The organism is Burkholderia sp. S171, from assembly GCF_009766085.1.
Lineage (GTDB): Bacteria > Pseudomonadota > Gammaproteobacteria > Burkholderiales > Burkholderiaceae > Caballeronia.
On the sequence record NZ_LMUF01000030.1, the window covers coordinates 381,575 to 403,519 of the forward strand.

Below are 21,945 nucleotides of genomic sequence, written 5' to 3' on the forward strand. Positions count from 1 at the left end.
GTCGCCGCAGAGGGGCTGCAAATGAAACACGCCGCGTAAAACGCGGCGTGTTTTGTCGTGCCAATTAATTTCAGACCGCTATGCGCTCAGACCGCGATCAAGCCGGGACAGCTTCCTTTTTCGGAGCTTTGTCGTGCGCGAGAATGAATTCGCGCAGTTGCGGATACACCATCGTGCGCCAGCGGCGGCCCGAGAAAATGCCATAGTGGCCGGCCTTCTCAGCCATATAGTGGCGTTTGTTCTTCGCCGGAATGCCGGTGCACAGATCATGTGCAGCGCGAGTCTGGCCGCTACCGGAGATGTCGTCGAGTTCGCCTTCGATGGTCAGCAGTGCCGTGTGCTTGATGTCCTGCGGACGCACCAGCTCGCCGTTGACGTCCCACGTCCCTTCGGCCAGACGGAACTCCTGGAACACAATGCGAATGGTGTCGAGGTAGTAGTCGGCATCCATGTCGAGCACGGCATTGTATTCGTCATAGAAGCGGCGATGTTGCTCTGCATCTTCGTCGTCACCACGCATCAGGTTCTGATAGAAGTCCCAATGCGCCGTCACGTGCCGCTCAGGGTTCATGGCGACAAAACCGGCATGCTGCAGAAAGCCCGGATACACCTTGCGGCCGACACCCGGATAGTTCGCCGGCACCGTGTAGATCACGTTGTTTTCGAACCATTCGTATGAATGTTCACTCGCGAGCGAGTTGACCGACGTGGGGCTGCGACGGGCATCAATAGGACCGCCCATCATGGTCATGGTGCGCGGCGTGTCTTCACCACGGCTGGCCATCAGCGCGATGGCGGCGAGCACCGGCACGGTCGGCTGGCACACCGAGATCACGTGCAGGTCTTTCGCGCCAATATGGCGGATGAATTCCTGGATGTACTCCACGTAGTCGTCGAGATGAAACGAGCCGTCTTCAAGCGGCACCATGCGCGCGTCGAGCCAGTCGGTCAGATAGACCTTGTGATCGTGCAGCAGCGTTTTTACGGTGTCGCGCAACAGCGTGGAGTGGTGACCTGACAGCGGGGCGCAGACCAGCACGATAGGTTCGGTCTTGAGTTCGGTGACCGTGGCGCTGTCGTCCGAGAAACGCTTGAAGCGGATCAGCCGGCAGAAGGGTTTTTCCACCACGATCTGCTCAACGATAGGAATGGCATGGCCGTTCTTCTCGATCTGGTGCAATTCGAATTCCGGCTTTTCGTAGTCCTTGCCCAGGCGGTACAGCAACTCGTAGCCGGCCGCGAGCCGCGTGGAACCGGGCACGTACGCGAGCGGGCTGGAAGGATTGGTGAACGACTTCGATGCCGCTTCCGCCCATGCCGTAAGGGGACTCAACATGGCCCGCTGAAACTCGTGGAATTGATAGAGCATGTCTGACCTGTATAAAACCGGCTGCGTCCGTGTTCGGGAGCGTCTCCGGCGGTTGGCCTCTATCGGCGGTGGCGTCATGCCGGGGCAGGCTTTCGCTGGTTCCCGGCTCGGCGTGCAGTTCGTCGATTGCACCGTATTGCTGGCGCTGGCAGTTATTCGTTATTGCTTATTTGCTTCATGAGAGGTCGCGGGGAATTGGGGCAGGGAGTGGGATCGAGCTTGGGCATAACCGGCGTTGCGCCTTCTGGGCTGAACATGGAACAGCACACGAAACACATGCCGGCTAAGCCGTAACACCAGACCCCATTCACCTTTCGCTTCGGACTCCACTTTGGAGCCCCGCCTTGAGCCCTAATTCACCGAACGACCGGTCGGAAAGCCTCTCCGATCATAGCCAAGAATGTGCTTTTGTGCAACGCAACATACGTGTTCTTTACCGCTATTGAGCATGAATTTAGCGTGAAAACCGTCAAATTTCGTCAATCATTCGAATAACATTACGTTTAGCTTTCTTTTGTGAGCGTTGCATCCGAGGGTTTGTCCTGACGCGACGTGGGTTGGCCCGTTGCCTTCGCCATGCCTTGTTCGTGCCGCATCAGGTTCATACCGGTATGCACGAGCGCGACATGCGAAAACGCCTGCGGAAAGTTACCAACAAGACGTTTCGCGACCGTGTCATATTCCTCGGCCAGCAGACCGACGTCGTTCGCGAGACCCAGTAAACGCTCGAACATGGCATACGCTTCCTCGTGGCGGCCCTGCAACGCGAGGTTGTCGACCAGCCAGAAGCTACACGCGAGAAACGTGCCTTCCCCGGGCGGCAGGCCGTCCTGTACTTCCGCCGTGTGGTATCGCTTGACCAGCCCGTCATGCGTGAGATCACGCTCGATGGCGTGGAGCGTGGAGATCACGCGCGGATCTTCCGGCGGCAGAAAACCGAGCAGCGGAATCAGCAGCAAACTGGCATCGAGATCGGCGCCGCCGTACGTCTGTGCGAACGAGTTCATCGATGGATTCCAGCTTTTCTCGCACACGTCCGCGTGAATGGTGTCGCGCATGGCGCGCCAGTGGTCGGTCGGCCCTTCCAGGCTGAACTGTTCCGCCGATTTGATCGCGCGGTCGTAGGCGACCCACGCCATGACCTTCGAAAACGTGAATTGCTGACGGCCGCCGCGTGTTTCCCAGATGCCTTCGTCCGCTTCCTGCCAGATGGTGTCCAGGTGATCGAGCATGGCGCGCTGGATCGACCATACGGTTTCATCGCCCTGAAGGCCGCCCACGCGCGCGAGATGCAGCGCGTTCATGACCTCGCCGTAGACATCGAGTTGCAACTGGTTGACCGCGCCGTTGCCAATGCGCACGGGCTTCGAGTTCTCGTAACCCGGCAGCCAGTCGGCTTCCCATTCGGGCAGGCGCCGCTCGCCGGCAATGCCGTACATGATCTGCACCTGATCCGGCGATCCGGCCATCACGCGGCCGAGCCATGCCCGCCAGGCGCGCGCTTCATCGTAGTAACCACTGCGCATCATCGCGAGCAGGGTGATGGTGGCGTCGCGTAACCAGCAGTATCGATAATCCCAGTTGCGCGTGCCGCCCAGTTGCTCCGGCAATGACGTGGTCGGCGCCGCGACAATCCCGCCGGTCGGTTCGTAGGCGAGCGCCTTGAGCGTAATCAGCGAGCGGCGGATGGCCGGACCCCAGCGGCCATCAAGGTTGCTGCGTCCCGACCACTCCAGCCAGAAGTTCTCGGTGCGTGCGAATTGCGTATGCGGATCGAGCGCGCGGGGCAGGCGCAAGTGCGATTGCGAATACACGAGCGAGAAGGGGACGCGCTCACCCTCGCTCACCGTGAATTCGCCGACGGTGCGCATGTTCTCGCCGGTGAGATCGATGGGCGTGCGCAACACGCACAGATCGGGACCGGCGATCGCGCGGATACCGCTTTCGTCGGGGAGGCGGCTGACCCAGGGAATGGAGGAGCCGTAATCGAAGCGCAGCACCAGTTCCATTTTCATCTTCACGGTGCCGCGCCGGCCCACGACGATCCGCACGAGATCGGACGCGCCGTCACGGACCGGCATGAAGTCGATGAGCGAAACCTTGCCGTCGGGCGTTTCGAAATCGGTTTCCAGGATCAGCGTATCGCCGCGATACCGGCGCGTGATGACGGGCGGCGGGGCGCCGTCGGGCAGGTCGGGCGTAATCAGCCAGCGGCCGTTTTCCGGCGTGCCCAACAGCGCGGCAAAACACGCGCCGGAGTCGAAGCGCGGCCAGCACAGCCAGTCTATCGAGCCCTCTTTTGAAATCAGGGCGGCGGTGTGACCGTCGCCGACCAGGGCGTAATCCTCAATCAATGCGGGCATAGGCTAGGGGTTTGAGGTCGATGCGGCCGCAGTACAGGCGCCGCGTGGTTGGGGAGGCCAAGCTGTTCCAGCCCGTCGAGCGTTCGATTATGAAGCGCATTCGGCTTTCGCGTTTTTCATGCAGGTCATCATGCATGTCTGTCACGGGGTTCGGTCGCAAGTTCCAGTCCGTCACGCCGAGTCTGGGTAGCCTTGCGCAAACGCAAGCGCGGAAAGGTTGAAAAAACGTGTGACAAATGCATAGAATGAAACTTCGCGCCTGACGGTGGTTTCGCCGAACGTAGTCATGTGGGTCCGTGCCATTGGACCTTGATGATGCTCGTCACGCGCTCCCTGCTTGCTTAACGTTTCGAGGACATCGAAAGTGAAAGCCATGCTGAATCCGTCGAGAGCCGATTGCATCGCCATCCTGTCGGCTGCGAGCCGTATCGTCGATCAAACCACGCTCCTGGATCTCAATTACCAAAATCTCGGCCTGTCCCGCAACGGGATGGAAACCGCTGCGTCGTTCCTGATCGAACGCGCCTGCTTCACGCGGCATCGCGCGGTCGATGGGCGTACTGCCGTGGGCGGTTTGTCGCTGCAGGGCCGGATGCGCCTCGACCAGCTCGCCAATAACTGATACGGATTGCGCTGCAACACGCAGCGCCGTCGTTCAACTTCAGAACATTCCTAGTGCGCGGGATCGCGGATTGCGACCCCGCGTTCATCGCGTTGCTCGTCGTTCGGAACCTCGCTTCAATAACGACGTCTTATGGAGCGCGGTGCAGATAGCAACCCGATGGTTATGCACGGGTTGAGGCCGTCAGAAATGTGTCGCGCTCAGTCCGAACACGCCGATCAGTCCGATGATGATGAGGTAAATCGCGACGATGAAGTTGAGCAGGCGCGGCACGATCAGGATCAGAATGCCTGCTATCAGCGCGACCAGCGGTCCGAGGCTCAGATGGATATCCATGGTGACTCCTTGTTGATTTTTTGATGGGAATGGGTCTGCATCAGGTCTGCATCATGCGCCGAAGCAGTGACTGGTGACAATTGGGACAATCGGGCGCTTTCCACGGCTCATGTAACCTGAAACAAGCCCTGAAACAAGCCGTAATAACGAACGATCAGGAGGCAGTATGCAATTGGTGGATTTCACTCATTTCCCTCGTTTGACGCGTCTTACCCGTCGGTTTCCTTCTACGTCCCGTGTCCGGGGCTTCGCTCCCACGCAAACATCGTGCCGCGCCGTTGAACCGGCTTGCGTGCCTTCATCTGAGCGTCGCCCTGGCCGGCCGCGATTGATGTCAAAAAGCGTCGCGGCGGGGGTGGCGGCAGTGTTGTCGCTTGCTGCTGCTCAAGCTTTCGCGCAAGGGGCGGGGGCGACTGAGACGGGTATGTCAGCAACTGCGTCAGGTGCGTCCGATAACGGCGTATTCGACTTGCTTGTGGGCACGTACACCGGCAGCGGCAAGAGCGAGGGAATCTACGTGTACCGGTTCGATGCAAACACCGGTGCGATCACGCGCCTTTCTTCCGCGCAGACGGTGAATCCTTCTTATCTCGTGGTGAGCCACGACCGGCAGCATGTCTACGCGGTCAACGAGTTGCCTGGCGATAATGGTCCCGCTTCGCAACGCGGCGGCATCAGCGCATTCCGCTTCGATCCCCCGAGCGGACAACTCACCTTCGTGAACCGTGTCTCGTCCGATGGCAACGATCCCGCGTATCTCGCGCTATCGCCGGATGGCCGTTATTTGCTGACCGCCAACTACTCGGTGGCATCGAATCCGGGTGGCAGCTTTGCCGTGTTTCCACTGGAAGGCGACCGGGTTGATCCGTCGGTGCTCACCGTGCATCATGACGGCAGCGGTCCTGTGAAAGGACGCCAGGACAATTCGCACGTTCATTCCACGGTGTTTTCGCCCGACGGCCGTTATCTGTTCGCGCAGGATCTGGGTGCGGACAAGATCTACTCGTACAGGTACACGGCCGACGGCAGCCGCGGCTTGTTCGGGCCGACCGAGTCGCGTTATACGCTCGTGAAACCCGGTTCCGGACCGCGCCATCTGATTTTCGATCAGGCCGCCAAACACGCTTACCTCACGACCGAAATGAGTGCGTCGGTGTCGGTGTACGACTATGACGACGGCAAGCTCACGTTGAGGCAAACCCTGCCGATGACCGCGCCCGGTTTCAAGGGCAAGGTTGGCGGCGGCGCGATCCATATGTCGCCGGATGGCCGCTTCCTCTACGCCACCAATCGCGGGGATGCGAACGAAATCCTGACCTACGCCGTGAATCCCTCCGATGGGCATCTCAAGCTGCTCGGCCGCAACTCGACGCTCGGCAAGACGCCGCGCGAATTTGCGATCGATCCGACCGGCCGCTGGCTGATCGTCGGCAACCAGGACAGCGACAGCGCCTACTTTTTCCGGCGTAATCCGGACACGGGCGAACTTGCGTCTGATCCGAAGCGCCTGGAGATTGGTTCGCCGGTCGATTTCAAGTTTGTTTCGCCATCCTGAAGAGTGTTTCCCTAGCTGTGCGAGTCGTGGATCGTCCGTGGTTCGTGGCTCGCACAGTTATCTCAAGTAACGTGGTTTTGGTTTAACCCGTAAGGCCGGAGTCGTCCCGCGGGGTCGTCCCGGAACAGAAGGAATTCAACGTTGAACATTACGTCAGCAGTAAACAAGGAGTCGGGTCCCCCCGCCGGCCAAATCGCCCGGAGTACGCCGCCGGACGCGCCTACGCCGCCGGGTTTCATCTGTGCGTTCCGGTTTGTCGGCGCAGAAGCGTTACGGCTGTCCTGGGATGAAGCGCGTCGCGAGATTGCGGGCGACGGCCCGACATGGCTGCATCTGAGCGCAAACGACGACACCGTCGAAAGCTGGCTGACCGGCGTGACCGCCATGCCCGATGTCGCCCGCGAATTCCTGAACGGTGAGGACAAGCGTCCGCGCGTGCACATGGGCGGGACGTTCATGTATGGCGTCGTGGCGGATCTTGAGCGCGTCGCGGAAACGCCCGACGCCGATCCGAACGCGCAGGCCACGCGCCGGGCGACGGGCGCGCTGCGCTTTTACGTCGATAGAAACCGCATGATCACGGTGCGCGCACAGCCGTTGCAATCGACCGACCGGCTGCGTCATGCCGTGCTCGAAGGCGCCGTGTTCCGCGATACCGTCGATCTTTTCGCCGGCCTGATTCGCGCGTTGAACGAGACGTTCGCAGATCGTATCGATGAAATCGGCGACCGGCTCGATGACGTCGAGGAGGGCGTGCTCGACGGCCGTCATTCAAACTGGCGTGCGGAGTTGGGGTCGGTGCGCCGGCGGCTGGTGGAGGTGAAGCGGTTCGTGGATCCTGAACGCAACGCGCTCACGCAACTGGTCATGCGGCGGCTGGAATGGGCGGAACCCCGGTCGATGGAAACGCTGGTCCAGGCCATTCAGGTGCTCAACGGACTGGCGGCCGGGCTTGAAGCGCAATACGAACGCTCGAAGCTGCTGCAGGAAGAGATTGCCGCGTTGCTGTCGGAAGACATCAACCGCAAGCTCCTGTGGCTCGCGGTCATGTCCGCGTTGCTGATGCCCGCAACGCTTGTGTCCGGTATTTTCGGCATGAACGTGGCGGGGCTGCCCGGCACGCACGACGGTCATTCGTTCTTTATCGTGATGGGCGTGATGGCCGTTTGCGCCGCTTTTACGCTGTATCTGTTGCGGCGCTTGCGGTTGTGGTGACGTGATACGGTCAATGGTTGATGGTCGATGCCCAGGCTATGATTTTGCAACCTCGCCTGGGCACCGGCCATCCGCTAGCTGCTTATTCCGACGGTCCCGGTGCCAGCACTTCGCGGTTTCCGTTCGTGCCCATCGGTGAAACCAGGCCCGCTGTTTCCATCTGTTCGACCAGCCGTGCTGCACGGTTATAGCCAATCCGCAATTGCCGCTGCACCGACGAAATCGATGCCCGGCGATTACGCAACACGAACGACACGGCTTCGTCGTAAAGTGGATCAGCTTCGGCATCGGGCGTATCGCCGAACAGATCCGGCGTGCCGCCTTCGGGCGTCGGTCCCGACAAGATCCCTTCCTCGTACTCCGGTTCGCCGAACTGCTTCAGATACTCCACGACGCTATGCACTTCTTCGTCGGCGACAAACGCGCCATGCACGCGTTGCGGGTAACCGGTGCCGGGCGGCAGGAACAACATATCGCCGGCGCCGAGCAGGGACTCCGCGCCCATCTGGTCGAGGATCGTGCGCGAATCGATTTTCGATGACACCTGAAACGCCACCCGCGTCGGAATATTCGCCTTGATCAGCCCGGTGATCACGTCCACCGACGGCCGCTGCGTCGCGAGAATCAGGTGAATGCCGGCGGCGCGCGCCTTCTGCGCCAGCCGCGCGATCAACTGCTCGATCTGCTTGCCCGCGACCATCATCAGGTCGGCGAGCTCGTCGATCACGACCACGATCATCGGCAGTTTGGCGAGCGGTTCCGGTGCGTCGGGCGTGAGCGAGAACGGGTTCGTCAGCTTCTTGCCGGCCGCTTCGGCATTGCGGATTTTCTGGTTGAAACCCTGCAGATTACGCACGCCCACCGCCGACATCAGCTTGTAGCGCTTTTCCATTTCCCCGACACACCAGTTCAGTGCGTTCGCGGCCAGCTTCATGTCGGTGACCACCGGCGCGAGCAGATGCGGAATGCCTTCGTACACCGACAACTCCAGCATCTTCGGGTCGATCATGATCAGGCGCACGTCTTCCGGTTTCGCCTTGTAAAGCAGCGACAGGATCATTGCGTTGATCGCCACCGATTTGCCCGAACCCGTCGTGCCCGCGACGAGCATGTGCGGCGCGCGCGCGAGGTCGGTCACGACCGGATTGCCGACAATATCCTTGCCCATTGCAATGGTCAGGAACGACTTCGAGTCGCGATAAACATCGGCTTCCAGGATTTCGGAGAGCCGGATCATTTGCCGTTTGGCATTCGGCAGTTCGAGCCCCATGCAGGTCTTGCCGGGAATCGTTTCGACCACGCGAATGGATGTCAGCCCGAGCCCGCGCGAGAGGTCCTTCATCAAGCCGACAATCTGGCTGCCGCGCACGCCTAGCGCCGGTTCGACTTCGAAGCGCGTGATGACCGGTCCCGCCGATGCACCGACCACGGTCACCGGTACTTTGAATTCCTGCAGGCGCTGCTCGATCAACTGGCCCGTTTCGGCGAGATGTTGTTCGGAGACGGGTTCGACTTCGTCGGATGCCGGTTCGAGGAGATCGAGGCCGGGGAGATCGACAGCCGACGCCGCGGGCGCGTGGAACTCAAATTCGGTCGCGATGAAACCACGTACCGGCGGACGGGAATCGGGTTGCTGCGGGGGTGTTTCAGGCGCAGCAGGCGCAGGAGCTGCACTCGTACCCGCACCCGAACTCGCTCGCGGGAAGTGCACGACGTTCGACGCATGGTCCAGGTTTGGATCTGGTTGTGCTTCGGGCGCCGTTTGCCATTCCGCCTGCGCCGATTGATCGGTCGGCGTTGGCGTGGCGTATTTGTTCGGGACGTCGGTGCTGGCTTCGACGTTTGCGTTGGTGTCGTCCGGCGTGGCGTGTGGTGTTTCGACAACTCTGAACGGCGGACGTGCGGCGCCCGCATCGGCTTGCCAAGGTGGTGTGCGGACCTGATCCGTGGACGCGGTTGTCGAGCTTCCCGAAAGCGGTGAGGTCGGTGTCGTCGGTGTCGCCGGGGCGATGTCACGCGTCGTCTGCACTGGGTGCGTTTGCCCGGCGCGGACGGCCCACGGCGGGAGATCGGCGAGATGAACCGGCGTCTGCGCGGGTGTTTGCGGTTGCGTAAGCGGTGACGTATTGGGCGACGACATCGTGTTCGGTGTTGCCGGTTCTTGGCGCGTAAATGAATTGTTCAGGCCATGGGTTTCGATAGACCCAGAACCGTTCGATGAATTGAGCGCAGTGCCGGAGGACGCCGGATGCGCGGTTCCATTGAACTCGGCCGACGCTATCGGATTCGATGTCCGATTTGCAGTCTCGTCGCTATCGACGCGCTGCACAGGCGGGTTCGACAACGGGTTCGAGCGTGCATCGATGGATTGCGTCGTGACCGGGGCGGTTGGTGGTGTTTGTTGGGCGCCGTTATTGTGGGATGTCGGCGATGCGGGATAGGGCAGGGCGCGGTTGTCGCGGATGTCCACTTCGCCCGTGCCTGCGTTCGTGCTGATCGCCGGCTGGGTAGTCTGGGCGCTTGAGCTGAACGTGTAGCCGTCGCGTAACGACGCGTTCGACGAATACGTGCCCGCAACACTCGATGCCGCCATCGACGCAACGCCGTCCGCCATTCCCGCTTGCTCGACATGGTTCGCGGATGGGTTCGTTACGACCAATGGAGTATTCGTGCCTGACGTCGGAGGCAAATCCGAGATGAATGTGGCGTTAGCAAGTTCCGTCGCGGCTGGTGTCGGCGTGTTGGAGCTTGCGAGACCTGCACTTACCAACGATGTAGAACCGGCGGCGGGCGAAAACGATGACGCCATAGAAGCTGTGGGCGTGGTGACAACCGCGGACACTGTGGGAACTGAACCAGCAGAACTACCCGAAGCGGCCAGCGCGTGGGAATCACCCAAAGCACCCGAAGCGTTCAACGCCGCTGCATCGTGTCCGTTGTCTGCGCCACTTGCATTTGGCAACGCTCCCGCTTCCCGCGCGGCATCAGCGGCATCGGCGCCACTGGCGCGCGCGGTCCATTGCACTGTGCTCTGCTCGATGGAGCGTAGCGTCTCCTTGATACTTTCAGGTGCTGGCGGCGGACCGGCGGGCTTGGCGGGAACAGACTCGAATGCTGTTGTCGCAGCAAAAAAGTCGCTCGACACGACCGGAGGAACCGGCTTGCCGCGGGCCGGGTTCAATGATGCATTGCTTGAAGCGGCGTGAGAAACGTTGGAGGAACCCGACGAACGAACGGCGCCCGGTGCGCTCTGGTTCAGCGACGAACGCGTTACGTCTGGACGCCGTGACGCGGCAGTATCCACAGGACGGTCGGTTCCCCGCGTTGTCGATGTCTGGGCAGGATTCGGTCGTATTGCACCCGCCGTTCCCGCCGCTGTGCCCCCGTTACCGGCAGCATTCGCGACTCGCGTGATGCCAGCCGATCCCGCGCCAATCGCTACTACGGGCGCGTTCCCGCCCGCTGTCTTTTCCCGCGTTCCCGCCGATATTGCCGCCGACGTTTCCCCCGCCGATCCGGTCTTCAGCCAGCCAGCCGGCGCTATCGGTTCGAGCGGCTCCCGAACTCCTGCTCCACGACCGCTGTGCGAAGCAGCGGGGCGTGCATCGGGGAAGCGATCCGAATAGCTATCTTTGCCGGCACCCGGTTCACGATGTGTCGGCGACAAGGGTTCGATCGGCCGCGCAGCCTCGGGACCGCGCAGGGGCCGCTCGGCGTCGCTGCGCCGGGCCGGCTGCGGACGCCAGACGGTCGGCCGCTGATAGCGCCCGCCCTGTCGCTGCGTTGCGGTCGGCAAGCCGAGTGCCGGAGCATCGTGCGAGGTTCTGCCAGACGTCGTGACACCGCTCCCAACCGCACTGCCCGACTTGAAACTACCGAGCCCCGTGCTTGCTCCTCGCGTTTCCGCTTTGTCGCGCGATGCCCGCGCGCGTGCCGGTTTCTCGCGGACCGACCGGTCCCGCGGCGTAAACCACTCGGGGCTGAGGCCCAGGCCAAATGCGCCGTTTGCCCAGCCAAGGGTTTCGCGCCATTGGAACCCGCAGAGCCACGGCAAGCTGATGAGAAACACAAGCGCCGCGCCGGCACCCACGCTCATCGCAGCCGGCGTGCTGACGACTCCAGCATGTCCGCCCAGGCCGAGCAGCAGCGCGTGACCGAGATGGTCGACATCGGCTGCGAATGCGAACGAATGAAACAGCGCGGCTTCGAGCGCGCAGCTCGCGAGGAGCACGCAGAAGAAACCGAGCCAGAGCCGGATCGTGCCCGGGCCGCGCAGGCCGCCGCCGTTGGGAAGAACGGACTTGACGATGCGCCAGAGAAGGGGGATGAACCAGACGGCCGAAGCACCGAACCAGCCGAAAACTACCGTGTGCATGCAAGGAACCAGGAATGATGTAAGCGATGTGAGCAGCGAACCCAGGCTCAGACAAAGATGAATCGATACCGCCAAGTTTAACCGCCATGAAGGCGGCGAGGGCGGGCGGTGGTCAAGCGATCAAGCATTCAGCCGGAGGCGACGATTGAACCATCGAGACGGTGTTGGCCGGGTCAGGGGGACGTTCATTAACGTTCGCATTAAGTTCGAAGTCGAATAGCCAAACGAACAACCAACACGTTTAACGACGTCAAACTCAACGAAGTCAAACGTCCGAAAGCCAAATGCCCTGACTCGACCGAGCGTCAAGCTCCACGTCCAACAGACTCCGCGACGACCGCCTGAAACGCAACCGCCTCCCCCAACCTGCGCCCTCAAAAACCTCAACCCTCCAACGCGGCCTGTATCGCTCTCAAGGTTGCGCGTCTCGTGTGAACGTCATCACGTCGCCGTTCTTGAGCGTGATCTGCAATTGTTGCGGTGGCTGCATTTGCACGCCGGTCTTTTCGATATCCGCCAGGCCCTGGAGGAACGGTTGCTCTAGCGCGCTGCCCGGTCCCGGCGCGCAGGCCATCCGTGTACTGGCAAGCGGGCCGAAGGTGAGTTCGCCGCCGGCCAGATCGTAGGTGCCGGTGAAACGGTTGCATCCGGAAAAGCCGGTCGTTTTGCGTTGGCCGCCTTGCGTCGAAAAATTCAGGGTGATCGGCGCTCCGCCAGCGCTTCCGGCGGTGGCTCCAGCCGGATTGGACGGTACCGGGCGGGTCTTGCCGTCGGCATTGACCCAACTGGTGAGTTGCCATTGGGTATCGTCGAGAAGCTGGGTCGCGGCCGGGTTGTAAGGATCGGTCGGCGGCGCGGCGCTGTCCGGATGCGTCGGCATCGTGCAACCTGCTAATGCAGCGCCAAAAGCGAGGGTCACGGCAGAAACCATGGCGGCCAATGAGGGCCTGGAACGCGGGAACGCAGCATGGACCCGGCTGCGCGCCGAAACACGCGCAGGTTGCGAACGGGAAGGCTGCATCGACATGGAATTTCCTCGGGAGCTGGCAAAACCGTAAGGGTATCGCACTCGTCACAAGATTGACCAAGGCAGATTGCGGCAAAGTCATCGCAGCATGTAAAGAAAAGTTATCCGAGCCCGCAGTTTGATGGAGCGGAAGCCTCCGCACATATGGCGGGTGGCCGATCTCAACACCACCCCCGGTCTGGCAGGTCGCGTCCCGAAACGCAACACCGATCACGTCCGGAAAAGAGTCCGCGTGTTAACATTGCGGGCTTAACAGGCCTCTTTTTCTGGAGCATCCATGCAGAGCGCGAAGTCCGCTGCGTCCGCCGTTTCTTCCCCTCAATCCGGCGCGCAGCCGATGCAGCCGCCCGTGAAAATCGGCACGCCGCTCACGCCCGGCGCGACGCGCGTGATGCTGCTCGGCGCGGGCGAACTCGGCAAGGAAGTGATCATCGCGTTGCAGCGGCTCGGCGTGGAAACGATCGCGGTCGACCGTTACGCCGATGCCCCCGGTCATCAGGTCGCGCATCGCTCACATGTGATCGACATGACGGACGGCGCGGCGTTGCGCGCGTTGATCGAAGCTGAACGGCCGCATTTGATCGTGCCGGAAATCGAGGCTATCGCAACCGATACCCTCGCTGAAATCGAAGGCGAGCAGCTTGCCGTCGTGATCCCGACCGCGCGCGCGACGCAACTCACGATGAACCGCGAAGGCATTCGCCGTCTCGCCGCCGAAACGCTCGGCCTGCCGACGTCGCCATATGCGTTCGCCGAGTCGCTGGACGAGATGACGCCGGCCATCGGCAAGATCGGTTTTCCGTGTGTGGTGAAGCCGGTGATGTCGTCGTCGGGCAAGGGGCAGTCCGTGCTCAAAAGCGCCGCGGATATCGAACCGGCCTGGCAGCACGCCATGGCCGGCGGCCGCGTTAATCATGGGCGTGTGATCGTGGAAGGGTTTATCGACTTCGAGTACGAGATCACGCAGCTCACCGTGCGCGCGGTCAGTCCGGAAACGGGTGATCTGCAGACGTATTTCTGCGAACCGATCGGCCATGTCCAGGTGGCAGGCGACTATGTGGAATCGTGGCAACCGCAGGCAATGAGCGCTGCGGCGCTCGCAAAATCGCGCGATGTCGCGGCAAAAGTGACGACGGCCCTCGGCGGTCGCGGATTATTCGGGGTCGAATTGTTCGTGCGCGGCGACGACGTCTGGTTTTCCGAAGTCAGTCCGCGACCGCATGACACAGGCCTCGTCACGCTTGCCACGCAGCGTTTCTCCGAATTCGACCTGCACGCGCGCGCGATCCTCGGTCTTCCCGTCGATACAACGTTGCGTGCGCCGGGTGCATCGGCGGTGATTTACGGCGGATTGGACGAAACGGGCGTCGCGTTCGAAGGCGTCGCTGACGCGCTCGCCGTGCCTGATTCGGACCTGCGCCTGTTTGGCAAACCGGAAAGTTTTGCGAAGCGCCGCATGGGCGTCGCGCTTGCAACCGGACGCGATACCGACGAAGCGCGGGAACGCGCGAAGCTGGCCGCGTCTAAGGTAAGACCCGTCTCCACTCGATGACGGCAACACGCCGCTCGCGGCGGGCTTTTCGCGAGCGGCACGGAGGTTTCAAGTGAAATGGTGTGCAATGGTCGCGCTGTGCGCGACGTTGGTTGGTTTGGCTGGATGCGGCGTTGCGGCGGCGCCGTGCCGGGTGGCATCGGCGGGATTGAAGATGGTGCCGCTCGTTGGCCATGTGGCGGCGGCGCCAACCGATGCGTGCGCGGGCGTCATCGATCCTTGATGGATGTTGGAAGCGCAGTTTGAAGGCGTCGGCTGTTCCGGCTGACCGGTTTCGACGCCGCTCCGTGCATCCGATGCTTGGCCGTTGCACGGCTGGTTCACCGGGAAAGAGGTATCGAAAGGACAGAAAGATGAAGGATGGAAAGAAGAACGCGCTGTTTGAACCGATCGCACGAACGATCAGATCGATCGCTTGGACCGCCGGTACGCTGTGTTTGATATCCGTGACCCAGTCGGCTGTGGCCATGCCGCTGACCGTGCCGCAAATTCAGACCGCGACGACCAACACGCTGCGTTACGAATGCCGTGGCGGCAGCGCGTTGACCGTGCAGTACATGAACACGAAGAACAAGCAGAGTTTTGCGTTACTGACCGTCGATGGCCGGAAGATGTTGTTTGTGAATGTTCTGGCGGCATCGGGCGCGAAATACGTCGGCGATCACTACACGTGGTGGACCAAAGGCCCTGAAGGTTCGCTCACCGACGACACCGCCGATCCAAAGGCCCCGCCCATGCTTGCCGAGTGCAAGACGGGCAGCTAGCGACCCGTTCGGCAGCATGATGAAAAAAGGGCCCGTTCTGATTTGCGTCGGAACGGGCTCTTTGCATTCGATGTCCGATCCTTCAAGAACCTTAAACCCCGATACGCGTAAGGTTTGAAGGCTAACGCTCGCCAAACCTCAACCCGCGCCGTCGTCCGCGACATCGAATCGCTATCCGGAGTAAGGTTGTATTCGCGCGCGCAAACCGCGTGCGGTCAACTGACCATAAACGGACGGGCGGGTGCCGCGCGGCCTCATTCAGCAGCACCCGGTCCATTTCATCCCCGTCTTTTGCACGACATTTACCGTGCACGCCGTCCCAAGCGAGACTCTTCATGAAAGCATCGGATCTGTTCGTCAAAGCGCTGGAAGCAGAAAAAGTCGAATACGTATTTGGCATTCCCGGCGAGGAAAATCTCGATCTCCTTGAGTCGCTGCGCCGCTCCAAGATCAAGCTCGTCCTGACTCGCCACGAACAAGCTGCGGGTTTCATGGCCGCCACCTACGGCCGCCTGACGGGCAAGACCGGCGTGTGCCTGGCCACGCTCGGGCCCGGCGCGACCAATTTCGTGACCGCCGCCGCCTACGCGCAACTCGGCGGCATGCCCATGCTGATGGTGACCGGCCAGAAGCCGATCAAATCGAGCAAGCAAGGCAGTTTCCAGATCGTCGATGTCGTGCGGATGATGGAGCCGCTCACCAAATACACGCGCTCGATGGTGTCGATCGGCAATATTCCGGCGTCGGTGCGCGAGGCGTTCCGGCGCGCGGAAGAAGAGCGTCCGGGTGCCGTGCACCTTGAATTGCCGGAAGACGTGGCGCACGAAGAGGGCGACGGCGCGCCCATTCCGAAGAGTTTCAGCCGTCGTCCTGTTGCGGAGGAAAAGGCGGTGGAGCGTGCCGTCGAGGCGATCCGCGAGGCGAAATATCCGCTGCTGATGATCGGCGCGGGCGCCAATCGCAAGACCACGACGAAGATGCTGCGCGAATTTGTTGACCAGATTGGCATTCCGTTCTTCACCACGCAGATGGGCAAGGGCGTGATCGATGAATCGCACCCCATGTGGCTCGGCAACGCCACGCTCTCCGACGGTGATTTCGTGCATCGGGCGATCGATCACGCCGATTGCATCATCAATATTGGCCATGACGTGATCGAAAAGCCGCCGTTTTTCATGCGCAGCGGCGACGGCGATGAAAAGACCGTAATCCACGTGAATTTTCTGGGCGCCCAGGTCGATCCGGTGTATTTCCCGCAGATTGAAGTGGTTGGGGACATTGCGAACGCGGTATGGCAGATGAAGGAATTACTGAAAAAGAGCGAGCAAAGCTGGGATTTTTCGCGCTTCAAGATGATCAAGGAACATTTTGACGCGCAACTGGCGAAAGGCCAGCACGATGACCGGTTTCCGCTTTATCCGGTGAGGATCGTCAAGGACGTGTACGACACCATGCCCAAGGACGGCATCATTTGCCTCGATAACGGCATGTACAAGATCTGGTTCGCCCGTTATTACCGGGCGCACGAGCCGAATTCGATTCTGCTCGACAACGCGCTTGCATCGATGGGAGCGGGCCTGCCGTCTGCTATTGCAAGCAAGATCGTGCATCCCGACCGCAATGTCATGGCGGTCTGCGGCGACGGCGGTTTCATGATGAATTCGCAGGAAGTGGAAACGGCCGTGCGGCTGAAGCTCGATCTGGTGATTCTCCTGCTGCGCGACGATGCGTTCGGCATGATCCGCTGGAAGCAGGAAAACATGAATTTTCCGGATTACGGCATGACGCTGCAGAATCCCGACTTTGTCGCGTATGCGCAAAGTTATGGGGCGCATGGGCATCGGGTGGATTCGGCGGCGGCGCTCGCGCCTTTGTTGCGTGAGTGCTTCACGACGCCGGGCGTGCATCTGATCGATGTGCCTATCGACTATTCGGACAACGAGCGCGTGTTGAATCGCGAAATCAAACGGCTTAGCGCGCAACTTTGAGCCTATTCGGAGGCTGATATGTTGAAGAAAACCTATCCGTATTACTTGGCGAACGTCGCGGTCGCGGCGAACACAGACCTGGAAGTCACCGATAAATTCAGCGGCGAAGTGGCTACCCGCGTGGCCATGGCGGACGCGAAGGCAATCGACGAAGCCATCGGACACGCCGTTGCCGCCCAGCGCGCGATGCGGGAATTCAAGCCGTATCAGCGCCAAGCGGTGCTCGATCATTGCGTGAAGCGCTTTCGCGAGCGTTTCGACGAACTCGCCGAGGCGCTGTGCATCGAAGCGGGCAAGCCGATCAACGATTCGAAGGGTGAGGTCACGCGGCTTATCGATACCTTCAGGGTCGCGGCCGAGGAGTCGGTGCGTATTGACGGCGGCATGATCAACCTGGAGATTGCGCCACGCGCGGCCGGTTACCACGGCTATTACAAACGCGTGCCAATTGGCCCGTGTTCGTTCATCTCGCCGTTCAATTTCCCGCTGAATCTCACGGCGCACAAGGTCGCGCCGGCCATCGCGGCGGGTTGCCCGTTTGTGCTTAAACCCGCGAGCCGCACGCCCGTCGGCGCGCTCATCATGGGCGAAATTCTCGCTGAAACCGACTTGCCGAAAGGCGCGTTTTCGATTCTCCCGGCTCACCGCGACGGCGCGGATCTTTTCACCACCGACGAGCGGTTCCGGCTGCTGTCGTTCACCGGATCGCCGGCGGTCGGCTGGGAACTGAAGAAGAAAGCGGGCAAGAAGAAGGTGATCCTGGAACTGGGCGGCAACGCGGCGGCGATTGTCGATCGTGATCAGGCCGATCGGCTGGATTACGTGGTGGACCGGCTGGCGTTCGGCGCGTTTTACCAGTCTGGGCAGAGTTGCATCGGCGTGCAGCGGATCTTGATTCACGCCGATATCTACGACGCCTTGCGCGAAAAGCTTATCGCGAAAACGAAGTCGCTGAAAATGGGCGACCCGAAGGATGAAAAGACCTTCGTTGGCCCGATGATCTCGGAATCCGAGGCGAAGCGGCTGGCTGGCTGGATGGAAAGCGCTGTGGCGAGCGGCGCGAAAATCATCGCGGGCGGCAAGGTCGAGGGCGCAATGTTCGAAGCAACGCTGCTGGAAGGCGTGAAGCGCGACCAGGACTTGTACCGGAAGGAAGCGTTCGGGCCGGTCGCGATCCTTGAAAAGTTCACGGACTTCGGCCAGGCGCTCGAAACGGTCAATGACAGCGATTTTGGCCTTCAGGCGGGCGTGTTCACGGACAGTCTCACGAACGTGAATCTTGCGTGGGACGAACTGGAAGTAGGCGGTGTGGTGGTCAACGACGTACCGTCATTTCGCGTTGATAACATGCCCTATGGCGGCGTCAAGGATTCCGGGCTTGGCCGCGAAGGCGTGAAATACGCGATCGAGGACATGACGGAATTGCGTCTGATGGTCGTGAGGGACGTGCCGAAACCTGCGCAGAAACCCGCGCAGAAATCGAAATAGGCTGTTATAGCAACTGGGGTCGGGGCGCCGAGGTCCGTCTGGCCGGGCTTCCCGGTCGGGGCGCCGCACGAAAAGCGCCTCGCTGGTCGACGTGATGGAGAACGGGGGAGTGCTACAATAGCGGGCTTTCCCGAAGTCCGAACGCCTCACCCGGCGGGACTGGAAGCCGGACTAGAAACGGGTCGTTGGGCTGGCAGGTTGACGTCCTTTTGTGTCGATTGCCAAGATTTCATGCCCGCGGCGGTTGCCGTCATGGTCACGCAGCATTAGTACTTGCGTACTTGCCCTCCGTACTTAGCTGTTGGTTAGCCGCTGTTTAGCCGTTTGCACGCGCTTTGTACCGCTATACGTACTACGCCGTCCGGTTGAGTCAGACCGGATCAAGCGAGGATTCGCAGTGATCCAAACCCTGCGGGTCTGAAGTCCGCGCGTTGATCGTCGTTTGCCGGTTTGCATCGACGAAACACGCGGTTCTTCTTCATCCGATGTCCATGAGCGGTGGAATGACCGCTCGCGCGCCGCTCCGGCGCATTTTTAGCGAAAGCGAAAGCCACCAAAGTCACCATGTCCGATTCCGTCGCCACGAACCCGTCCGCCGCTTCATCCGACGCCGCACCCGGGGCTGATTCCAGCACTGAAGTTCAAGCGATTCCTGCCACGCCTGAAGTTCAAGCGAGTCCCGGCACGCCCGCTGCCGCGCTCGAGTTGGGCGCCACAGAGTCCGCTGTTGCCGGTCCCGTGCCCACGTTCGACCAGTTCGGCTTGTCCCCCGACATCCTGCGCGCGGTGGTCGATTCCGGCTACACGATCCCCACGCCGATCCAGGCGCAAGCTATCCCCGTGGTGCTGGCCGGCCGCGACATGATGGGCGCCGCGCAAACGGGCACGGGCAAGACCGCGAGCTTTTCGCTGCCGATCATCCAGCGCTTGCTGCCGATGGCCAGCACGAGCGCATCGCCTGCCCGCCACCCGGTGCGCGCGCTGATTCTCACGCCAACGCGTGAGCTCGCCGACCAGGTCGCCGCGAACGTGCAGGCGTATTCCAAGCACACGCCGTTGCGCAGCACGGTGGTGTTCGGCGGTGTCGACATGAACCCGCAATCGGAAGCGTTGCGCCGCGGTGTTGAAATTCTGATCGCCACGCCGGGACGCTTGCTTGACCACGTTCAGCAAAAGACGCTGAACCTTGGCCAAGTGCAGATTCTCGTTCTGGACGAAGCCGACCGGATGCTCGACATGGGCTTCCTGCCGGATCTGCAGCGCATTTTGAATTTGCTGCCGAAGGATCGCCAGACGCTGCTGTTTTCGGCCACGTTCTCGGGCGAAATCAAGAAGCTTGCAGCAACCTATCTGCGCAATCCGCAAACCATTGAAGTCGCGCGCAGCAATTCCACGAACGCGAACGTGCGGCAGATCGTTTTCGAAGTCGCGGAAAGCGATAAATCCGGCGCAGTGACGCAACTGATTCGTGAGCGCGGCCTGAAGCAGGTGCTGGTGTTCTGTAACAGCAAGATCGGCGCGAGCCGGCTGGCGCGCGTTCTGGAAAAAGACGGAATTATTGCGACGGCGATTCACGGCGACCGTACGCAGGGCGAGCGGATGCAGGCGCTCGACGCGTTCAAGAAGGGCGAGATCGAGGCGCTGGTCGCAACCGATGTAGCCGCCCGGGGACTCGATATCACCGACCTGCCGGCGGTGATCAATTTCGACCTGCCGTTTAGCGCGGAAGATTACGTTCACCGGATCGGCCGTACGGGTCGAGCGGGCGCAACCGGTGACGCTTTGTCGCTGTGCAGCCCGAATGAGCGCAAGCAACTCGCGGATATCGAAAAGCTGATCAAGCGGCCGCTGGAAGTCATGGTGCTGAAGGTCGACGTGCCGGTGCGGCGCGAAACGTCTTCCGCTCCGCGTCGCGAAGAACGCTCGGGCCGGCCGGAGCGCGGCGAGCATCGGCATGCGCGTAGCGAGGAACCGCGTCGTCGTTCGACGTCGTTCGAGCGTTCGCATACGCGTCAGCAACCTATCGACGATTTCTTCCTGAAGCCGTACGAGCCGTCGGCGGCATCGACGAGAAAAACGCAAGACGACGCCGCTGCGGAAGCCGAACGCAAAGCCACGCCGCGTCAGCCGCTGGCTGCGCTGCTCGGTGGCTTGGGTATGCCGCGGAGAACGCCTTCGGGGTCTTGAGGTTATTGAAGCAAGACGAGTGAACAAACGATTAAGCGGCAGAGATGCCGCTTTTTTGTTTTTTAACGGTCTGTTTTTAACGTCTATCTTTAACGCTTTATTCGGAACGCTAAGTCTCCAGTGCGCGGGCTTCGACGTTCGGCGATCACCGCTCCCCCTAAAACGACCGCTAAATCGCGAATCGCTTTGCCCACTGCGCCGTTACATCGGAGTAAAACGCTTCGAGCGAGCCGGCCGCGGAGGGATGCAGACCGAGATGCTTTGCCGCTTGCGTCAACTCAACCAGCGGGGCTCCGGTATCAAGCGCCGTTGCGCCCGTTTGCTTGCTGAGCTTCTCACCTAGCTCGTTCACGATGACGGGCACGTGCAGATAAGCGGGCGTTGAAACGCCCAGGCAGCGCTGCAGATAAATCTGGCGCGCGGTCGAGTCCAGCAGATCGGCGCCGCGCACGATATGCGTAATGCCAGCGTCCGCGTCGTCGACGACGACCGCCAGTTGATACGCCCACTCGCCATCGGCACGCTTGAGCACGAAGTCACCGACTTCGCCTGCCAGATCCTGCGTCTGCATCCCCTGCCAGCGATCCTTGAAGCTTAAAACAGCGGCGTTACCATCGGGAACGCGCATCCGCCACGCGCGCGGTGGTTTTCCATGCAGCCCGTCGCGGCACGTACCCGGATAAGCCAGCGTGGCGTGGCGAGTGTGGGTGTGGCGGGTGTGGCTGTGTGCGAGCGAATCAGCTATTTCGCGGCGCGTGCAACCGCACGGAAACACGAAGCCGGCGGTCAGCAGTTGCGCGAGGGCCTGCTGGTATGCAACCTCACGCTGACTTTGCCAGACCGGTTGTTCGGCGGAAAACATGCCGAACGTGCCCAGTGTGTCCAGGATTTCCGCGGACGCGCCCGGCACGGTGCGCGGACCGTCGATATCTTCAATCCTGATCAGCCACGTTCCGCGATGAGCCCGTGCATCGAGAAAACTCGCCAACGCGCTCACCAGCGAGCCGAAATGCAGCGGCCCCGTGGGTGAGGGCGCAAAACGGCCTCGATAGCCCGGTTCAGCGTTCATCCCGTCCGCCGACCCGTGAGTCTGGGTTGCAACGT

General features: G+C 61.3%; 16 protein-coding genes. 10 read left to right on the top strand and 6 right to left on the bottom strand.

Features of this window, described 5'->3' with window-relative positions:
- Positions 1-97: 97 nt before the first annotated feature.
- Positions 98-1,369, bottom strand: coding sequence for a polyhydroxyalkanoate depolymerase (locus tag GSQ93_RS15670; RefSeq protein ID WP_158936572.1), 1,272 nt, complete (start codon positions 1,367-1,369; stop codon positions 98-100).
- Here GSQ93_RS15670 and GSQ93_RS15675 point away from each other — a divergent pair.
- The gene (locus tag GSQ93_RS15675) at positions 1,368-1,550 is read left to right on the top strand and encodes a hypothetical protein (RefSeq protein WP_158936573.1); all 183 of its coding nucleotides are present in this window, start codon (positions 1,368-1,370) and stop codon (positions 1,548-1,550) included. The genes GSQ93_RS15670 and GSQ93_RS15675 overlap by 2 nt on opposite strands.
- Before the next feature lie 322 nt (positions 1,551-1,872).
- Here the strand turns inward: GSQ93_RS15675 and GSQ93_RS15680 are convergent, their stop codons facing one another.
- A complete protein-coding gene (locus GSQ93_RS15680) occupies positions 1,873-3,732 on the bottom strand; it encodes a glycoside hydrolase family 15 protein (protein WP_158936574.1) in 1,860 nt (619 codons plus the stop codon).
- Positions 3,733-4,105: 373 nt separating this feature from the next.
- Here GSQ93_RS15680 and GSQ93_RS15685 point away from each other — a divergent pair, with 373 nt between their 5' ends.
- Positions 4,106-4,354 carry a hypothetical protein gene (locus GSQ93_RS15685; RefSeq protein ID WP_158936848.1) on the top strand — a complete coding sequence of 83 codons (249 nt, stop codon included), beginning with the start codon at positions 4,106-4,108 and terminating at the stop codon, positions 4,352-4,354.
- A 183-nt stretch (positions 4,355-4,537) separates the two neighbouring features.
- On the opposite strand, the gene GSQ93_RS15690 is transcribed toward GSQ93_RS15685, so the two are convergent.
- A complete protein-coding gene (locus GSQ93_RS15690; protein WP_158936575.1) occupies positions 4,538-4,690 on the bottom strand; it encodes a DUF3096 domain-containing protein in 153 nt (50 codons plus the stop codon).
- 331 nt (positions 4,691-5,021) lie between these two features.
- On the opposite strand from GSQ93_RS15690, the gene GSQ93_RS15695 reads away from it, so the two are divergent.
- Together GSQ93_RS15695 and GSQ93_RS15700 are read left to right on the top strand one after the other, a co-directional pair.
- Positions 5,022-6,245 carry a lactonase family protein gene (locus GSQ93_RS15695; protein ID WP_158936576.1) on the top strand — a complete coding sequence of 408 codons (1,224 nt, stop codon included), beginning with the start codon at positions 5,022-5,024 and terminating at the stop codon, positions 6,243-6,245.
- Positions 6,246-6,386: 141 nt separating this feature from the next.
- Positions 6,387-7,460, top strand: a complete 1,074-nt coding sequence (locus tag GSQ93_RS15700) for a transporter (protein WP_254073887.1) — start codon at positions 6,387-6,389, stop codon at positions 7,458-7,460.
- Positions 7,461-7,542: 82 nt separating this feature from the next.
- Here GSQ93_RS15700 and GSQ93_RS15705 read toward each other — a convergent pair whose 3' ends face one another.
- Complete coding sequence (locus GSQ93_RS15705; RefSeq protein WP_158936577.1) at positions 7,543-11,835, bottom strand: DNA translocase FtsK; 4,293 nt, start codon at positions 11,833-11,835, stop codon at positions 7,543-7,545.
- A 412-nt stretch (positions 11,836-12,247) separates the two neighbouring features.
- Entirely contained in the window at positions 12,248-12,766 is a 519-nt protein-coding gene (locus GSQ93_RS15710; RefSeq protein WP_254073910.1) for an META domain-containing protein, read from the bottom strand.
- A 433-nt stretch (positions 12,767-13,199) separates the two neighbouring features.
- Here GSQ93_RS15710 and purT point away from each other — a divergent pair, with 433 nt between their 5' ends.
- The 6 genes from purT (at position 13,200) to GSQ93_RS15740 (ending at position 20,841) form a co-directional block, all read left to right on the top strand.
- Positions 13,200-14,414: a formate-dependent phosphoribosylglycinamide formyltransferase gene (gene purT / locus GSQ93_RS15715; RefSeq protein WP_158936851.1), complete on the top strand. Its 1,215-nt coding sequence runs from the start codon at positions 13,200-13,202 to the stop codon at positions 14,412-14,414.
- Positions 14,415-14,481: 67 nt separating this feature from the next.
- Entirely contained in the window at positions 14,482-14,637 is a 156-nt protein-coding gene (locus tag GSQ93_RS15720) for a DUF6726 family protein (RefSeq protein WP_346730470.1), read from the top strand.
- Positions 14,638-14,767: 130 nt separating this feature from the next.
- Positions 14,768-15,178: an MliC family protein gene (locus GSQ93_RS15725; protein ID WP_158936579.1), complete on the top strand. Its 411-nt coding sequence runs from the start codon at positions 14,768-14,770 to the stop codon at positions 15,176-15,178.
- 335 nt (positions 15,179-15,513) lie between these two features.
- On the top strand, positions 15,514-17,166 hold the full coding sequence (locus tag GSQ93_RS15730) for an acetolactate synthase large subunit (RefSeq protein WP_158936580.1): 1,653 nt from the start codon (positions 15,514-15,516) through the stop codon (positions 17,164-17,166).
- Between the two features lie 18 nt (positions 17,167-17,184).
- Positions 17,185-18,654 (top strand): aldehyde dehydrogenase family protein, encoded by a 1,470-nt coding sequence (locus tag GSQ93_RS15735; RefSeq protein WP_158936581.1) that lies wholly within the window; start codon positions 17,185-17,187, stop codon positions 18,652-18,654.
- A gap of 564 nt (positions 18,655-19,218) precedes the next feature.
- Positions 19,219-20,841 carry a DEAD/DEAH box helicase gene (locus GSQ93_RS15740; RefSeq protein ID WP_158936582.1) on the top strand — a complete coding sequence of 541 codons (1,623 nt, stop codon included), beginning with the start codon at positions 19,219-19,221 and terminating at the stop codon, positions 20,839-20,841.
- 169 nt (positions 20,842-21,010) lie between these two features.
- Here GSQ93_RS15740 and gluQRS read toward each other — a convergent pair whose 3' ends face one another.
- Entirely contained in the window at positions 21,011-21,910 is a 900-nt protein-coding gene (gene gluQRS / locus GSQ93_RS15745; protein ID WP_158936583.1) for a tRNA glutamyl-Q(34) synthetase GluQRS, read from the bottom strand.
- Between the last annotated feature and the right edge of the window lie 35 nt (positions 21,911-21,945).

What these genes read in the sequence shown, in the direction of transcription:
- GSQ93_RS15675 (WP_158936573.1), top strand. Translation starts at nt 1,368, where the DNA reads ATGTCTGACCTGTATAAAACCGGCTGCGTCCGTGTTCGGGAGCGTCTC.
- GSQ93_RS15670 (WP_158936572.1), bottom strand. Translation starts at nt 1,369, where the DNA reads ATGCTCTATCAATTCCACGAGTTTCAGCGGGCCATGTTGAGTCCCCTT.
- GSQ93_RS15680 (WP_158936574.1), bottom strand. Translation starts at nt 3,732, where the DNA reads ATGCCCGCATTGATTGAGGATTACGCCCTGGTCGGCGACGGTCACACC.
- GSQ93_RS15685 (WP_158936848.1), top strand. Translation starts at nt 4,106, where the DNA reads ATGCTGAATCCGTCGAGAGCCGATTGCATCGCCATCCTGTCGGCTGCG.
- GSQ93_RS15690 (WP_158936575.1), bottom strand. Translation starts at nt 4,690, where the DNA reads ATGGATATCCATCTGAGCCTCGGACCGCTGGTCGCGCTGATAGCAGGC.
- GSQ93_RS15695 (WP_158936576.1), top strand. Translation starts at nt 5,022, where the DNA reads ATGTCAAAAAGCGTCGCGGCGGGGGTGGCGGCAGTGTTGTCGCTTGCT.
- GSQ93_RS15705 (WP_158936577.1), bottom strand. Translation starts at nt 11,835, where the DNA reads ATGCACACGGTAGTTTTCGGCTGGTTCGGTGCTTCGGCCGTCTGGTTC.
- GSQ93_RS15710 (WP_254073910.1), bottom strand. Translation starts at nt 12,766, where the DNA reads ATGGTTTCTGCCGTGACCCTCGCTTTTGGCGCTGCATTAGCAGGTTGC.
- purT (WP_158936851.1), top strand. Translation starts at nt 13,200, where the DNA reads ATGCAGCCGCCCGTGAAAATCGGCACGCCGCTCACGCCCGGCGCGACG.
- GSQ93_RS15720 (WP_346730470.1), top strand. Translation starts at nt 14,482, where the DNA reads ATGGTCGCGCTGTGCGCGACGTTGGTTGGTTTGGCTGGATGCGGCGTT.
- GSQ93_RS15725 (WP_158936579.1), top strand. Translation starts at nt 14,768, where the DNA reads ATGAAGGATGGAAAGAAGAACGCGCTGTTTGAACCGATCGCACGAACG.
- GSQ93_RS15730 (WP_158936580.1), top strand. Translation starts at nt 15,514, where the DNA reads ATGAAAGCATCGGATCTGTTCGTCAAAGCGCTGGAAGCAGAAAAAGTC.
- GSQ93_RS15735 (WP_158936581.1), top strand. Translation starts at nt 17,185, where the DNA reads ATGTTGAAGAAAACCTATCCGTATTACTTGGCGAACGTCGCGGTCGCG.
- GSQ93_RS15740 (WP_158936582.1), top strand. Translation starts at nt 19,219, where the DNA reads ATGTCCGATTCCGTCGCCACGAACCCGTCCGCCGCTTCATCCGACGCC.
- gluQRS (WP_158936583.1), bottom strand. Translation starts at nt 21,910, where the DNA reads ATGAACGCTGAACCGGGCTATCGAGGCCGTTTTGCGCCCTCACCCACG.